The organism is Leeuwenhoekiella aequorea, from assembly GCF_004104375.1.
Lineage (GTDB): Bacteria > Bacteroidota > Bacteroidia > Flavobacteriales > Flavobacteriaceae > Leeuwenhoekiella > Leeuwenhoekiella aequorea.
Genome location: NZ_QOVM01000001.1, coordinates 458,126 through 473,204 on the forward strand (window position 1 = coordinate 458,126; position 15,079 = coordinate 473,204).

The window sequence follows — 15,079 nt, forward strand, 5'->3', positions numbered from 1 at the left end:
TGCGGCTCTTAAATTAGGACGATGACCAAGCTATTGGGTTACGGTTTTTGGAATGGTGTCGCGCGCCTCATTCTACGTAACAGACTCTTTATACTGTTTATTATTGCCGGCTTTACGGTTTTTTTAGGAACGCAATGGAAATATATGCGTTTTACCTATACTGAAGCAAATCTGCTGCCGGATGATCACGAGGTTAATTTAGAATACAACACGTTTCTAGAGCAAATTGGCGAAGAAGGGAACTTAGTTGTTTTTGGGATAAAAGATTCTTCACTATTTACACCTCAAATTTTAAATAAATGGAATGCTTTATCAGATAAAATAAATGAATTTGATGCAGTAGCGTTATCTGTTTCGTTAAAAGATTTAAAGCTTTTAAAGAGAGAAGATGATCCTAAACGTTTTGATTTAAAGCCTTTTATTGAAGGTGAAGTAAGCTCTAATTCTGAAGCGCTATCTCTTAAAAAGAAGCTATTTAATGATCTTCCTTTTTATGAAGGTCTAATATATAACAAGAGAACTGGTACAGTACGATCTGCCGTTTACTTAAGAAAGGATATTGTAAACACCGCAGCTCGAAAAGACTTTATAGTTGATGATCTCATTCCTCTTATTGAAGAATTTGAAGAAGAAACCGGGATTACAGTTCATACTAGTGGGATGCCTTATATACGTACTTTAAATAGTAAAACGATAATAGGGGAAATTGGTTGGTTTGTAGGTGGGGCGCTTGTTGTTACCTCTTTAATATTCTTTTTCTTTTTTAGGTCTTATAGAGCGACATTCATCTCTATGATTACTGTGGTAATCGGAGTAATGTGGGCGTTTGGATTTTTAGGACTTTTAGGATATGAGATAACGGTTCTTACTGCATTAATTCCACCCTTAATTATTGTAATTGGAATTCCTAACTGTATATTTTTAATTAATAAATATCAGCAAGAATATAAAAATCACGGTAATAAAATTAAGGCATTACAACGGGTAATAACAAAAGTGGGTAATGCCACCTTGATGACTAATATTACTACTGCTTCAGGATTTGCAACTTTTATACTTACACAAAGTTCTCTACTTAAAGAATTTGGTATTGTAGCATCTATAAATATACTGGCGATTTTCTTATTAAGTCTGCTAATCATTCCTATTGTATATAGTTACATGACTCCGCCTAAAGAGCGTCATTTAAAACACTTAGGAAAATCCTGGATAGAAGGTTTTGTAAACTGGATTGAAAAGATGGTGCGTGATCGAAAAATCACGATTTATATAACTACTGTTTTGCTTCTTATTGTAAGTATGATAGGTATTTATAAAATTAAAGTATCTGGAAGTCTTATTGAAGATATGCCTAAGAATACAGGATTTTATAATGACATTAAATTTTTTGAGTCTGAATTTGATGGTATTATGCCGCTCGAGGTTTTAATAGACACTAAGCGACCAAAAGGAGTAATGAAGCTACCCACTTTAAAAAGAATGGATGAGCTTGCAACTACAATTTCAGAAACTCCAGAACTATCAAAACCGCTGTCAATTGTTAATCTGGTTAAATATGGCAAGCAAGCGTTTTATAACGGAGATCCGCAGTACTACCAGTTGCCAACTTCAAATGAACGTAATTTTATATTGCCTTACGCACAAAGCTTTTCTACCGAGGCAGGTTTGCTTGATAGTTATATAGATTCTACAGGTCAATATGCACGTATGACTACCTTTATGCAGGATATAGGCACAGACCGAATGGAAATAGTAGAAGACAATCTCTACAATAAAATAAATATTTTATTTCCTGAAGATAAATTTGATGTAACACTTACTGGTAAGGCGCTAGTTTTTCAAAAAGGCACAACATATCTCATTAACAACTTAATTATAAGCTTATCATTAGCTATTTTACTTATAGCGATCTTTATGGCTTTTATGTTTCGATCGGTCAAGATGATATTAGTGTCATTAATTCCTAATCTATTACCGTTGTTGATAACAGCCGGTTTGATGGGATTTTTGGGAGTTCCTATAAAACCATCAACTATATTAGTTTTTAGTATTGCTTTTGGTATTTCTGTAGATGACACAATACATTTTTTGGCAAAATACAGACAAGAACTACGCAGTAGTGGTTGGAAAATTAAACGTTCGGTTTACGCCTCAGTTAGAGAAGCTGGAGTAAGTATGTTTTATACCTCAATAGTATTATTTTTCGGCTTTTCAGTTTTTATGATAAGTAGTTTTGGAGGTACAGTTGCTTTAGGAGGACTAGTTTCTGTGACGCTAATTTTTGCGATGCTTTCCAATCTATTGTTACTGCCTTCGTTATTGCTTTCGCTTGAGCGTAACATTGCAAATGAAGAAGATTTTAAAAAACCGGCTATTCAAATTTTAGATGAGGCTGATGATGAAGAAGAGCTTGAGAAGTTAGACAAAGATTAATGTTGAGATATAGGTTTCCGCTTTGCGGGAATAGCCGTAAAATATATATTTGCTTAATATAAAATTGAACTATCACTGCAACCGGTGATTTTAGATAAAAACCATTATGAAAAAAACCATTGTACATATTTTAAAAGAAGAACCAAAAGGACACGAGATTACCGTGAGAGGATGGGTACGATCCTTTAGAGCGAATCGATTTATTGCCTTAAATGATGGTTCTACAATTAATAATTTACAATGTGTAGTAGACTTTGAAAATACAGATTCTGCATTGTTAAAACGTATAACGGTAGGTGCTGCAATTGCTGTCTCGGGTAACTTAATTGAAAGCCAAGGTGGTGGTCAATCTGTAGAAGTTGATGTGAAAGACGTGAAAATTCTTGGAGATGCTGATCCGGAAGAGGTTAAAATGACTATTCTGCAGCCTAAACGTCATTCACTTGAAAAATTACGCGAGCAAGCTCATCTACGCGTACGTACAAATACATTTGGAGCTGTAATGCGTTTACGTTCAAAGTTAAGTTTTGCTGTTCATGAATATTTTCAGAAAGAGGGTTTTTATTACGTAAACACACCTATTATAACGGGTAGTGATGCAGAGGGAGCGGGAGAGATGTTTAAGGTAACTGCTCAGGACTTAAAAAATCCTGCTAAGGATAAAGAAGGTAATATAGATTATAAGAAAGATTTCTTCGGAAAAGAAACAAATTTGACAGTTTCTGGTCAATTAGAAGCAGAAACCTATGCATTAGGTTTAGGTCAGGTATATACTTTTGGCCCTACTTTTAGAGCAGAAAACTCAAACACAAGTAGACACCTTGCAGAATTCTGGATGATAGAACCGGAGGTAGCTTTTAATGATCTAGATATGAATATGGATCTGGCTGAAGATTTTATAAAGTATGTTGTTAAGTATGTTCTAGATAACTGTCAAGATGATCTTGAGTTTTTAGAAGGAAGACTTATACAAGAGGACAAAAGTAAACCTGAAGCTGATCGTGCACCTATGGCGTTAAGAGATAAGCTAAGATTTGTTGCAGATAACCATTTTAAAAGGGTAAGTTATACAGAAGCTATTGATATCTTAAAGAACTCTAAGCCGAATAAAAAGAAGCAATTTAAATATCCTATTGAAGAGTGGGGCGCAGATTTGCAAAGTGAACACGAGCGTTTTCTGGTAGAAAAGCATTTTAAATGTCCGGTGATTTTATTTGATTATCCTGCAAATATTAAAGCCTTTTATATGCGCTTAAATGAAGATGGGAAAACTGTACGCGCAATGGATATTTTATTCCCGGGTATTGGTGAAATAGTAGGAGGCTCACAACGAGAAGAACGTCTTGATGTGTTGCAAGAGAAAATGGCTGTATTAGATATTTCTGAAGAAGAGCTGTGGTGGTATTTAGATACACGTAGATTTGGTACTTGTATACATAGTGGATTTGGATTAGGTTTTGAACGTTTAGTTCTTTTCGCTACTGGTATGACAAACATTAGAGATGTAATACCTTACCCACGTTTTCCCCAAAATGCAGAATTTTAATTATAAAGAAAGTATTCTCCAAAAACCCGATTTAAAAATCGGGTTTTTTTATGCCGCTTGTTATTATTTATTGGTGGGGATAAACACCCTTTTTTTAAGGTTATTTTCCTTAAGAATCAAAAGATGTCTATTTTACAGCTATGTAATTAAAACCAACGACTCAATGAAAAAAAATACTTTACTAGCAATCGCATTTGTTGCTACTTTGTTAATTCATTCTTGTGAGAAAAAATCTTGCAACTGTGATGAGCAGGAAATCCCTATACAGGAGGCTCCAAATAATATTATACCAGTGGCAGCTGCAGACTCCTTATATAAAAATTATGGTAATAGCCGTGTAGCTTTAATAGAGCTTTCTGAAAATGTTACGGAAGATGGAGATACAATACCTAAAGATGATGCAAATTATAAACAAACAACTCGCTATGTAAGTTTTTCATTTAAAGAAATGAAAAAGTATATGGCATTTATTGAGCAACAGGCTGATTCTGCTAACATTGAAATATTACAATTACGTGTATATTTAGGTAAGTACGGTAAGAAAGTTAAAAATAAAGATAAATCTAATAGAGGTACGGTGTTTTTTAATCCTGCAGCTGAGTTTGTTACAGCAGATGGGACTAAAGACACAGTAAGTTTTGCCATAAAAAAAGATGCTAAAGGTAACTTTGAGGCAGTAACTGTAGGTTCTGTACTTAATGGATCAGCTTTAAACAACAAATCTGGAGGTGAAAATATACAATCACTTTCAGAAAATATAGGACACGAAGCGCCACCCCCACCTGTAGGAGGCGAAGATTTTCAATAAAATAAAATAATCTTGGATATTAACATCTCGTCTGAAAGGTTAGCCCATATTTTAAATAATCCTTCATTATTGACAATGGATTTTTTAGAGTTATTTTCATTTTTGATGGGCCTGATATATTGGAAAAAATTTTCTAAAACTCCGATAATTTGGTTTATACTATTTTTAGGTTACAACTTTATTAATGAAATGGTAAGTGCTTTTGTTTATGTCACAAAATTAGTGGATATGAACTTTGTGTTTTATAATATAAGATATTTCATATGCTTTACAGTTTATTACGGTTTGTATTATAAATTTTTAAAAAACACAACCTATAAAAGAGCAACAATACTATTAGGGGCAATTTGGGGTATAATTTATTTGTCATTTATTTTTAATAGTGATTTTCTTTCAGAAAAACCAATACTTGCCGCTGTTACTGGTGATTTTTTTTTAATTGTTATAATTCTATTTTATCTAGTTGAAACTATTAATAATACAGATCTAAGTAAAATTCAAGATTCAATTTTGATATTTATAAGTGTAGGACTCTTAGTGAGTAGTGTTATTCAGCTTCCAGTAGTTATTATGACTTATGTAGGTTGGGCAAAAATAACTGACGCTTCAAATAGTTTTAATACTTTTTTTAGTATTGTAAGAAACGCTAGTTTCTGGGCCTATTGTGTTATGTATGTCATTTTTGCATATGGATTTTATCGTGCTAAGAGGCCTCAATTTGTGAAAAATATAAAGCTGGGATAAGCATTTGAATTCATTCTTAGATTAAGTATTTAAAATTATAAATGTAGAAAATGTGCTATTTAATGAGTTGAAAGATTGACACTTTTATTAGGTGCTTTTTCAAATACACACTAGGATATGGTTTCAAAATCTGATTGAATTTTTTAGGGTTTGTATTTCTTTTTGCAATTTTTAAAGTATGTTTTTACCTTTTCTCAGAAAGACTAGTTTATATTTTATAGATGAAGTATAACAAAGTTTTTGTGTAGCATTAATAATGTCCCATTATCCTCAGCTTCGGTTTATATCGCCTTAAGGATACAAAATTTAATAATTTTAGAGATTATGGATCAATCGACTTTGCAACTAGTCATTCTTGTCGTTCTATTAGTTTTATTTTTGCTTGCCATAATTGTATTTGTTCTGTTTTCGGTGTTTATGAAACGAAAAAATAGTTTGCTTCGTGAGCAAATAGAAGCTGAAAAACGATTTGAAAAAGCTATTGCAGAAACTCAGATTGAAATTAGAGAAGAAACCCTACGCAACATTAGTTGGGAATTACACGATAATATAGGCCAGTTACTCACATTAGCTAAAATTAAAGCACAAAACATCGAAGGTGGGGAAGAAATGCTTGAAGTTGCAGAAACGATAGGAACAGGCTTAAATGAGCTTAGAGCCTTATCAAAATCTATTAATCCTGAAGCTATAAATGGGCAATCGCTGATAAAGTCTCTGGAGATGGAAGTTGCTCGATTCAACAGGCTTAAATTTTTATCTGCAGAGTATGAGTTATTGGGTGATCCTGTAGTTATTGATTCGCAGGCAGAAATAGTTTTATTTAGAATCGTACAGGAATTTATTACTAATACGATGAAGCATTCGAAGGCAGCCAACCTTAAACTTTCGGTACATTTTAAAGCTGATTCTTTAGAGATTATTGCTCACGATGACGGTGTAGGATTTGATTCTGAAAAAGTTGTTAAGAATGGAATAGGTCTTAGTAATATAGATAAAAGAGCAAATTTGATAAATGCGCACGTGAGAATAAACTCAATACCAGGAGCAGGCACGCAATTAAAATTAATATATCCATTAGATTAACTATGTATAAAGTAGCATTAGTAGACGATCACACATTACTGTCTGAAGCCATTGCAGGTTTAGTAAGACAATTTGAAAATTTTGAGGTTGTTAATATTTCAGTCAATGGTAAAGAATTAATAAATTATCTCAATTCAACTAATGCTCAAATTCCAGATATTGTTTTAATGGATGTTAAGATGCCTGTGATGGGCGGGGTAGAGACTACAAAATATTTAACAAAGCATCACCCAGATATTAAAGTCCTGGCACTTTCAATAGAAGAGGATGAACAAGTAGTTATGCAAATGATACGTTCTGGAGCTAAAGGTTATTTATTAAAAGATACTCGAAAAAGTATTTTAGAGCAGGCTTTAAATGAGGTTCTAACATTTGGTTTTTACTATACAAATACTGTTGAACGCCTTATCAAGAAATCTGAAACTACATTAGAAGAAGAAGTTGTTCTTAAGGATCGCGAGATTGAGTTCATTAAACATGCTTGTACAGAAATGACCTATAAAGAGATTGCTGGAAAAATGTTTTTAAGTCCTAAAACTATAGAAGGTTACAGAGAATCTGTCTTTCATAAGTTAGGTCTTAAAAATCGTACAGGTTTAGTAATTTACGCTATCAAAAATAATATTTTCACTCCCTAACATACACATTTATGATATAGATTTTTTAGTTAAATTCTTAACAAAACATTCTTACTTTTTACAAGGAGCAATTTTCTATTTTTGTAAGAACTGTTTCGACAATCTATATGCTTAAACAACAATTAAATTTTAAACTATCTCAAAAGCTTTCTCCACAGCAAATTCAGCTGATGAAGCTAATACAATTACCTACGCAGGCATTTGAGCAACGCGTAAAACAAGAGCTAGAAGAAAATCCTGCACTTGATAATGGTAAGGAGGAACCTAAAGATGAGTATGAGGAATTTGATAATAGTGGAGATGATGATTTTGAATCTGAAAAAATTGAGACTGAAATTAATGTAGATGATTACTTGTCTGACGACGAGGTTCCAAGTTATAGACTAAATACTAATAATTATAGTAGTGATGATGAAGATCGTCAGGTTCCTTATGCGTCTGGGACTTCTTTTACGCAACACTTGATGTCTCAACTGCATACTTATCGTCTGGATCAGGAGCAAATGGAGATTGCTGAATTCTTGATAGGTAGTATTGATGATAGTGGTTATTTAAGAAGAAATTTACTTGATATATTAGATGACTTAGCATTCACCCAAAATATTTATACAGACGAACAAACTCTTGAGAAGATTTTAAAAATTGTTCAAAATCTCGATCCATCAGGTGTTGGTGCGCGTAGTGTAGAAGAATGCTTATTAATTCAGTTAAAGCGAAAGGATGAAACCGAATCTGTCTCACTCGCAATATCGATATTAACAAATGCCTTTGATCACTTCAGCAAAAAACATTATCAGAAACTTTTGTCTAAATTTGATATTACCGAAGATCAGCTAAGAGCTGCAATTGATGAGATAGAACACTTGAATCCTAAACCCGGCGGATCCTATGCTGGGAATACTAAGGTTGTTGAGCACGTTATTCCAGATTTTGAAATACGTATACGTGATGGTCAACTTGAACTTACCTTAAATGGACGAAATGCGCCAGAGATGCATGTTTCTAGAGAGTATACAAATATGCTTAAGGGGTACAAGGATGCTTCTGAAAAGAGTAAATCTCAGAAAGATGCCGTGATGTTTATTAAGCAAAAACTAGATGCAGCTAAGTGGTTTATAGAAGCGATTAAACAACGGCAACAAACCTTGTTTGTAACTATGAGCGCTATTATGAACTATCAGGAAGAGTTTTTCTTGACAGGCGATGAGCGTAATTTGCGGCCAATGATCTTAAAAGATATTGCAGATGAAATAGGAATGGATGTTTCAACTGTGTCTCGGGTTGCAAATTCTAAATATGTTGATACTCCCTACGGAACAAAGTTGATTAAAGAATTCTTTAGTGAGAGTATGACAAATGATCAAGGTGAAGAGGTGTCAACACGGGAGATTAAAAAAATCCTTGAAATGACAATTCAAGATGAAGATAAACGTAAACCATTAACTGATGATAAGCTGGCAAAAATCTTGAAAGATAAAGGGTATCCTATCGCCAGACGTACAGTTGCGAAGTATAGAGAACAGTTAGATGTGCCGGTGGCACGTTTACGTAAGGAAATTTAAATGAAATTTATCCTACGTAGTTTTTCATATCTAATGCACCCTTTGTTTATGCCACTACTGGGTGTAATTATTTATTTTGCAATAACTCCTAAATTCATACCGAAGTCGTTTATGTATGCAAAAATATTTGCCATAAGTATTTTAACGCTTATTGTACCCATCCTTTTTTATTTCCTTCTTGAAAGTATTAATCTTGTATCCTCAAAAGAATTAAGTGATGTCAAGGAAAGAAGAATTCCATTGTTATGTCAAATAGGTATCACAATCATAATAGTAACCGTAATAATTAATGGTTATGAGTTTCCAGAACTCTACTTATTCTTTTTAGGAATTCTTATTGCATCAGGACTAGCATTAATTTTCAGCCTCTTTAAATACAAAGCCAGTTTACATATGGTGGGTGTGAGCGGAGTGCTTTCTTTTATTATAGCGCTGAGTATGGTTTATACTACAAATTATCTGGAGATTATTTCATTACTCATTATTGCTATTGGTTGTACGGCAGCATCACGGTTACAATTTAAAGCCCATAGTATGCATGAATTGATTGTTGGCATATTAGTAGGTGGGCTTCCGCAGTTGCTTGTATTTTATTTTTATAATATATAAAACATCAAACCGAGTTTAAAGCTATTAAGCTCTAGTGCCTCTCCATTAACTAGAGTACCATCCTTAAAAAATGGATTTAGGTTATAATAGAAGTGAAAATTAAATGTATCATATCCAAAGGTAAATGTTAGTCCTAGATGATATCTGTCAAACTCAGAAACATCGGTTTGCACGACTTGATTGCCTGTTTCTTCAAAATTAAATTTATAAGCATATACATAACCTAACTGTAATCCTGTGTAAACTCTCCAGAATTTATAGTTTGCTGCTGTAGAGGTACGCCAACGAAGCTGTATGGGCATTTCTACAAGATAAGTAGAAAGCCAATTCTTATCATAATCAACACTTGAGTCAATTATATCAAATATTGATTGATTCTGTGTGTCTTCACCTACAAATAAATTTTGATTATAAGTGTTCATAGAAAAGCCGGCACCAATGCCAAGTGCAATATTGCGTTGAGAATTGAGTGGCATATCCCTTATATAACCAAGGAGCAAACCACCACTAAAGCCATTTTGAGATAGGCTAGTTGGTTTATTGGTTAATAGATTAAATGTTACACCCAAATAAAATTGATCCTCTCTGTATTTTGTGTCAATTTTCAGGCTGTCGACCTCAACGGTTAGAGAATCCTGTGACTGACCAGTAAATATTGTCAAACAAGTAATAGCGATTAGTAGGATATTTCGTTTTGTGGTTTTGCTATAACTCATCTCAAGAAAATTAAATTATTAATCAGATATCAAATTTGATCTAATTATATTGATTATAATAAAAAAACGCCCTGAAAAATCAGGGCGTTTTTTTATTATAAAAGAAATGAAAATCTAATACATCTTATTGATTGCTTTTAACTGCGTCACCAGACTTAGTAACGTAATTAATTTTAAGTGCATTAGCAGTTCTAAGTTCTTGCTTTATATCTGAGATAAGGCCCATTTTACTTTCTCCATCAACTTTTAAAGCTGTAGTTAAGAAAGGTACAAGTTCTTCACGTTTACTAGCGCGTTCTTGATAAATGAAATCCTGAATATCTCCAACTTCAGCAAATTTATCATTTAATTGAATTTTAGCTGAGGTTCCGTAAGTTGCTTGATACCTATCAACAGGCTCTCCGGCAAAAATATACATTACAAGATCTTTCTTGTCAAGTTTTTCAATCTGATTAGCTGTAGGTAAATTGTTTTTTACCATTAATGTGTTTTCACGCATTACTGTAGCAACCATAAAGAAAAATAACAACATGAAAACTATATCTGGCAATGAAGCCGTAGAAATAGCGGGTAATTCACCTCCTTTTTTCTTATTAAACTTAGACATAGTAGTGTATTGTGTTAAATTTTATTCTTACTTAGGTTCTGCTTCAGAAAGCTTCTCTGGATATAATTCCTTAATTATCTCTAATTTAGGTTTAAGCTTGTCTTTTACAGCTTGAGTAGTACGAGCGTCATTAAAGCGATTTTCCATCGATATAAATGTTTCTCCGTATCTACTCATCGCCTCACGATCACGTAATTGATTATAAGCAGCAACAAGTTCATTTTGTACTGCAATATATCTCTTGTATGATGTTCCACGATTATTTACCAGCGAGATAATTGCTTTGGTGGGATTCGTTGAAGAATTTTCAGCTTTTGCACCTTGGCAGTAGCTACAATCTTCTGCACCGTTATCTAAAAATTCAACAGCTGCTGCTCTCAAATCTTTAAGATCCATCAATTCATCTTCTACAAGTAAATCATTATTACTATTTACAACAACAGTAAAAAGATTTCGCATTTTAATTACCGGCGGAGGAGGTTGGTTTTCATCAAGTTCCGGAGGTAATTTACGACTTATACCACTGTCTGTTTCAATTGTAGTTGTAACCAGAAAGAAAATAAGAAGTAAGAAGGCAATATCTGCCATCGAACCTGCATTTACTTCTGGAGCTGATCTCTTTGCCATAATTAAATTTATTTAGCTAATTTCTTAACACCTGAGAATACCATTGCTCCTACTGCAATTAATGCAAGTAAATAGAATGCATATATTCCAGTTTCTACCCATCTTGATGCAGATGCAGATAGTACTTCACCATCTCTCATAGGAGTTTCTTCTCCAGATGCAAGTAAAAATGATATTACAACCACAGCTAAGAATGCTCCAAGGCCTATTAAGGTTCCTTTTAGGGAAGATCCGCTAGTAAATAGATTTTTAATTACAAATACCAAGACAAACACTAATGCAATTGCAAATATTAAATAAGCAATATAAATAAAAGGAGTAACTAGGCTATCCTGTAAATCTGCTGAATCTAGAATTGCAGTGTCTCCTGCAAGAATGATTCTAACAAGCCATACAGCTCCTAAAATCGACAGGATTAGTGCAACAATTTTTAGAATTTTATGTAACATAATAAAGTTATGTATTTAAAGGATTATTACTTCTTGTAACGTACAAGCATATCAATCAATGTGATTGAAGCATCTTCCATATCATTTACAATGCTGTCAATTTTAGCAATGATATAGTTGTAAAAAATCTGAAGTATAATCGCTACAATAAGACCAAATACAGTTGTTAAAAGTGCTACTTTAATACCACCAGCAACAAGTGAAGGTTGCATATCTCCTGCAGCTTCAATTTTATCAAATGCTTGAATCATACCTATTACTGTACCCATGAAACCAAGCATCGGTGCTAGTGCGATAAATAAAGAAACCCAAGATACATTTTTCTCTAAAAGACCCATTTGAACACCACCATAAGCTACTACAGCTTTTTCAGCAGCATCAACGCCTTCGTCAACACGGTCTAAACCTTGATAGTAAATAGATGCAACTGGACCTCTTGTATTTCTACAAACGTCTTTAGCAGCTTCAATACCACCGCTGTTTAATGCATCTTCTACATCTTGAGCTAATTTTGCTGTATTTGTGCTTGCAAGGTTTAGGTAAATAATACGTTCAATTGCAATAGCCAGACCTAAAATAAGACATAAAAGTACAATCCCCATAAAGCCAGGACCACCTTCTATAAAACGTTTCTTTAATTCTTGAGTGAATGATAAAGACTCTTCATCAGTGTCTGCGGCTGCAGCTTCTGGAGCTTCATCTTGTACTGCTGCAGATAATACTGTTGCGTTAACAGACATTAAAGAGGCAGTATTTGCTTGAACTGTAAGATTGCCTAAAGCGATTACAGCTGTGATTACTAGAATAGAAAATACTCTTTTCATTGCTTTTGATCTTAAAAATTTAGTTAGTAAAGGATAAAGATATAAAATTAATTATTCAAATATTAAAAAATAGCAGAGAGGAAGGGATTCGAACCCTCGATACGCTTTTGGCGTATACACGCTTTCCAGGCGTGCGCCTTCGACCGCTCGGCCACCTCTCTTTAATTTGTCGCGCCGAACCAGTTTTGACAGGCTGCCAAATAACAAAAAATATGTCAAATCCCAAAAGGAAGAATCAAAATAATAATAATTTCTTATTAACTCATTTCTCCTCTTAGTGAAGTTTCAAATATAGTCTTAAAGACCTTTGGAGCCAAATTTTGACTATTGAGATACATCATTTTGGTTATGGCTGCTTCTATAGTAAGGTCTTTGCCAGAGATCACACCCAGCTCCTTCAGTTCTGTACTGGTCTCATAATTACCCATTTGAACACTTCCCCATTTGCATTGGGTAATGTTAACAAGAGGTATTCCCCGGTCAATAATTTTTTTCAATAAATCTATAAACCAAGCTTCTGTAGTGCCATTTCCAGCGCCAAAAGTCATTATAATTACTCCACTATACGTCAATTTTTCAAATGTGTCTGAGAGCAATGTTTTATTTATTCCCGGATATAAGTGAACAACCAAGATATCTGTAGTTAATTCTTTATGAATTTTTAACTTTTTGCGTGTATATGGAAGCAGTTTTTCATCTTCAATGGTAAGATGAACTCCAGAAGTTACGAGTGGAGAATAGTTAGGAGACTTAAAAGCTTCAAAATGTTCTGCACTAATTTTTGAGCTCCTGTTTCCTCTATAAAGTTTATATTCAAAATAAAGCCCCACTTCGGTGATATATGATCTTCCTCTTTTCTTAAGTGCTGCAATTTGTATCGCCGTGATTAAATTTTCTTTAGCATCAGTTCGTAAATCTCCTATAGGAAGTTGAGAGCCGGTGAGAATTACAGGTTTTGCTAAGTTTTCTAACATAAAACTTAATGCCGATGCTGTATAACTCATCGTATCACTCCCATGAAGAATTACAAAACCGTCTATTGCGCTATAATGATCTTCAATTATAGTACAAAGCTCAGACCAAAGTTGTGGATTCATATTTGAACTATCTATTGGCTTTTTAAAACTGATAGTTTCAATCTCACACTCTAAAAGGCGTAATTCTGGAATTTTATCAAGAAGATCATTAAAATCAAAAGATTTTAAAGCTCCAGTTTCAAAATCTTTGATCATCCCAATTGTTCCTCCGGTATATATTAGAAGAATTTTTGATGGTTTACTCAAGACTTTTAAGTTTATTTATTACTGGATTTGCATACATTAATAGAAAGCTTTCTTTTGCTATTTCGCTAGCCGCATCAACTCTGCGTTCTAATCTTCGTTCAAATGCTCTTTTGTCTTTTTCTGTATACGTATATGAATAGGTATCTGTCTCGTGATATAAATCGTATGCTATATAATTAGACGGCCATAATTTATAGATTCTGTAAATTTCCTTGTCTATGTACTTGGCAAGTTCCTGAAGCTTATCATTATCAGATAAATCTCTAGAATCAATTTCATCAAACACACTTCCATCTAATTTGCCGGTGGCAATATGAACTCTTTTCTTATAACCTAGTGCGCCTCTTAGTATACTATTAAAATCCTCATTGTTACTTTTGACATATACAATATCCTCGCTTTTAGCTATTAGTTCTGGTACTTTAAGAATATCTGTGGGGTCAAACTCATAAGATATTGCAACGGGTCTTATATTAAGGTCTTTGAGAAATGGAATTACGGCTTGATCTCCACGAGCCATTCCTATCATTTTTAAAACGCCTTGTTGTGTCTTATCACTACCATCTTTAGTTCTTCCTTCTCGTTGAGCCATCCATATCGATTGGTTATTTGTACCAAGTACATGCGCCACGTATTCTGAAAGATTTTTTGAACTTAACAACATTTCTCTAGGAGAAAGACTGCGCTGCACTAAGAAACTTCTATTAAGTCGCGCAAGAGCCATTAAAAATGGCTTTTGTACCAGATTATCACCGATCGCAGAAGCGGTCATCACCAAATCATTATCATAAAGTGCCACATTTATAAATGAGGTATCTAAAATTATATCCCGATGATTTGATAGATAAAAGTAGGATTGCTCTTTATTTAAATGTTCAAACCCTGAGGTAGAAAAACCATCCGTGCTTTTCTCCATAATTTTTTGAACAGACTTATATATGATTTTACTTTGAAAGTCATATATAGAGTGGCATTCGTTAATAATTTCTTTTATTTCCCGCAGTGACTTTTCAGGAAATGTAAATTGTAACAATGCCTGAAACATAGGGTGACGATAATGGGTCTGAAGTGCTTCGTGAACTTCAGAATCGTCATAAGGTCTTATGGAGTCAAATTTTGACACAAATTATTTTTTAGGTTGATCGTAAAA

General features: G+C 33.6%; 15 protein-coding genes and 1 tRNA gene. 8 read left to right on the forward strand and 8 right to left on the reverse strand.

All coding sequences use genetic code 11. The annotated features are described in order from the left end of the window. The first annotated feature begins 21 nt into the window (after window positions 1-21). The 8 genes from DSM00_RS02025 (at window position 22) to DSM00_RS02060 (ending at window position 9,423) form a co-directional block, all read left to right on the forward strand. On the forward strand, window positions 22-2,433 hold the full coding sequence (locus DSM00_RS02025) for an efflux RND transporter permease subunit (RefSeq protein WP_128756351.1): 2,412 nt from the start codon (window positions 22-24) through the stop codon (window positions 2,431-2,433). A gap of 106 nt (window positions 2,434-2,539) precedes the next feature. After that, complete coding sequence (gene asnS / locus DSM00_RS02030) at window positions 2,540-3,979, forward strand: asparagine--tRNA ligase (protein ID WP_128756352.1); 1,440 nt, start codon at window positions 2,540-2,542, stop codon at window positions 3,977-3,979. 163 nt (window positions 3,980-4,142) lie between these two features. After that, on the forward strand, window positions 4,143-4,787 hold the full coding sequence (locus tag DSM00_RS02035) for a hypothetical protein (protein ID WP_128756353.1): 645 nt from the start codon (window positions 4,143-4,145) through the stop codon (window positions 4,785-4,787). 12 nt (window positions 4,788-4,799) lie between these two features. Then, window positions 4,800-5,531, forward strand: coding sequence for a hypothetical protein (locus tag DSM00_RS02040; RefSeq protein ID WP_128756354.1), 732 nt, complete (start codon window positions 4,800-4,802; stop codon window positions 5,529-5,531). Window positions 5,532-5,855: 324 nt separating this feature from the next. Then, window positions 5,856-6,614, forward strand: a complete 759-nt coding sequence (locus tag DSM00_RS02045; RefSeq protein ID WP_128756355.1) for a sensor histidine kinase — start codon at window positions 5,856-5,858, stop codon at window positions 6,612-6,614. Window positions 6,615-6,616: 2 nt separating this feature from the next. Further along, entirely contained in the window at window positions 6,617-7,252 is a 636-nt protein-coding gene (locus tag DSM00_RS02050) for a response regulator transcription factor (protein ID WP_128756356.1), read from the forward strand. A 107-nt stretch (window positions 7,253-7,359) separates the two neighbouring features. After that, window positions 7,360-8,814 (forward strand): RNA polymerase factor sigma-54, encoded by a 1,455-nt coding sequence (rpoN, locus tag DSM00_RS02055; protein WP_128756357.1) that lies wholly within the window; start codon window positions 7,360-7,362, stop codon window positions 8,812-8,814. Then, window positions 8,815-9,423 carry a hypothetical protein gene (locus tag DSM00_RS02060; RefSeq protein ID WP_128756358.1) on the forward strand — a complete coding sequence of 203 codons (609 nt, stop codon included), beginning with the start codon at window positions 8,815-8,817 and terminating at the stop codon, window positions 9,421-9,423. Here the strand turns inward: DSM00_RS02060 and DSM00_RS02065 are convergent. From DSM00_RS02065 to DSM00_RS02100, 8 genes are all read right to left on the reverse strand, one after another. Continuing rightward, on the reverse strand, window positions 9,411-10,139 hold the full coding sequence (locus DSM00_RS02065; protein ID WP_128756359.1) for a porin family protein: 729 nt from the start codon (window positions 10,137-10,139) through the stop codon (window positions 9,411-9,413). The two genes, DSM00_RS02060 and DSM00_RS02065, sit on opposite strands and share 13 nt — an antisense overlap. Window positions 10,140-10,263: 124 nt before the next feature. Beyond that, complete coding sequence (locus DSM00_RS02070; protein ID WP_128756360.1) at window positions 10,264-10,746, reverse strand: ExbD/TolR family protein; 483 nt, start codon at window positions 10,744-10,746, stop codon at window positions 10,264-10,266. A gap of 27 nt (window positions 10,747-10,773) precedes the next feature. Then, window positions 10,774-11,373 carry an ExbD/TolR family protein gene (locus DSM00_RS02075; RefSeq protein ID WP_128756361.1) on the reverse strand — a complete coding sequence of 200 codons (600 nt, stop codon included), beginning with the start codon at window positions 11,371-11,373 and terminating at the stop codon, window positions 10,774-10,776. 8 nt (window positions 11,374-11,381) lie between these two features. Continuing rightward, window positions 11,382-11,822 carry a hypothetical protein gene (locus tag DSM00_RS02080; protein ID WP_128756362.1) on the reverse strand — a complete coding sequence of 147 codons (441 nt, stop codon included), beginning with the start codon at window positions 11,820-11,822 and terminating at the stop codon, window positions 11,382-11,384. Window positions 11,823-11,848: 26 nt separating this feature from the next. Continuing rightward, window positions 11,849-12,646, reverse strand: a complete 798-nt coding sequence (locus DSM00_RS02085) for a MotA/TolQ/ExbB proton channel family protein (RefSeq protein WP_128756363.1) — start codon at window positions 12,644-12,646, stop codon at window positions 11,849-11,851. A 73-nt stretch (window positions 12,647-12,719) separates the two neighbouring features. After that, window positions 12,720-12,807: transfer RNA gene (locus DSM00_RS02090), tRNA-Ser, on the reverse strand. 96 nt (window positions 12,808-12,903) lie between these two features. After that, window positions 12,904-13,929 (reverse strand): asparaginase, encoded by a 1,026-nt coding sequence (locus DSM00_RS02095; RefSeq protein WP_128756364.1) that lies wholly within the window; start codon window positions 13,927-13,929, stop codon window positions 12,904-12,906. Then, entirely contained in the window at window positions 13,922-15,052 is a 1,131-nt protein-coding gene (locus DSM00_RS02100) for a 1-acyl-sn-glycerol-3-phosphate acyltransferase (RefSeq protein ID WP_164916280.1), read from the reverse strand. Before DSM00_RS02100 ends, DSM00_RS02095 begins: the two co-directional genes overlap by 8 nt. Window positions 15,053-15,079 lie beyond the last annotated feature (27 nt).

Bases quoted from the DNA above. Each gene is read 5' to 3' on its own strand.
- DSM00_RS02075 (WP_128756361.1), bottom strand. From the start codon at position 11,373: ATGGCAAAGAGATCAGCTCCAGAAGTAAATGCAGGTTCGATGGCAGAT.
- DSM00_RS02035 (WP_128756353.1), top strand. From the start codon at position 4,143: ATGAAAAAAAATACTTTACTAGCAATCGCATTTGTTGCTACTTTGTTA.
- DSM00_RS02085 (WP_128756363.1), bottom strand. From the start codon at position 12,646: ATGAAAAGAGTATTTTCTATTCTAGTAATCACAGCTGTAATCGCTTTA.
- rpoN (WP_128756357.1), top strand. From the start codon at position 7,360: ATGCTTAAACAACAATTAAATTTTAAACTATCTCAAAAGCTTTCTCCA.
- DSM00_RS02065 (WP_128756359.1), bottom strand. From the start codon at position 10,139: ATGAGTTATAGCAAAACCACAAAACGAAATATCCTACTAATCGCTATT.
- DSM00_RS02050 (WP_128756356.1), top strand. From the start codon at position 6,617: ATGTATAAAGTAGCATTAGTAGACGATCACACATTACTGTCTGAAGCC.
- DSM00_RS02070 (WP_128756360.1), bottom strand. From the start codon at position 10,746: ATGTCTAAGTTTAATAAGAAAAAAGGAGGTGAATTACCCGCTATTTCT.
- asnS (WP_128756352.1), top strand. From the start codon at position 2,540: ATGAAAAAAACCATTGTACATATTTTAAAAGAAGAACCAAAAGGACAC.
- DSM00_RS02080 (WP_128756362.1), bottom strand. From the start codon at position 11,822: ATGTTACATAAAATTCTAAAAATTGTTGCACTAATCCTGTCGATTTTA.
- DSM00_RS02060 (WP_128756358.1), top strand. From the start codon at position 8,815: ATGAAATTTATCCTACGTAGTTTTTCATATCTAATGCACCCTTTGTTT.
- DSM00_RS02045 (WP_128756355.1), top strand. From the start codon at position 5,856: ATGGATCAATCGACTTTGCAACTAGTCATTCTTGTCGTTCTATTAGTT.
- DSM00_RS02025 (WP_128756351.1), top strand. From the start codon at position 22: ATGACCAAGCTATTGGGTTACGGTTTTTGGAATGGTGTCGCGCGCCTC.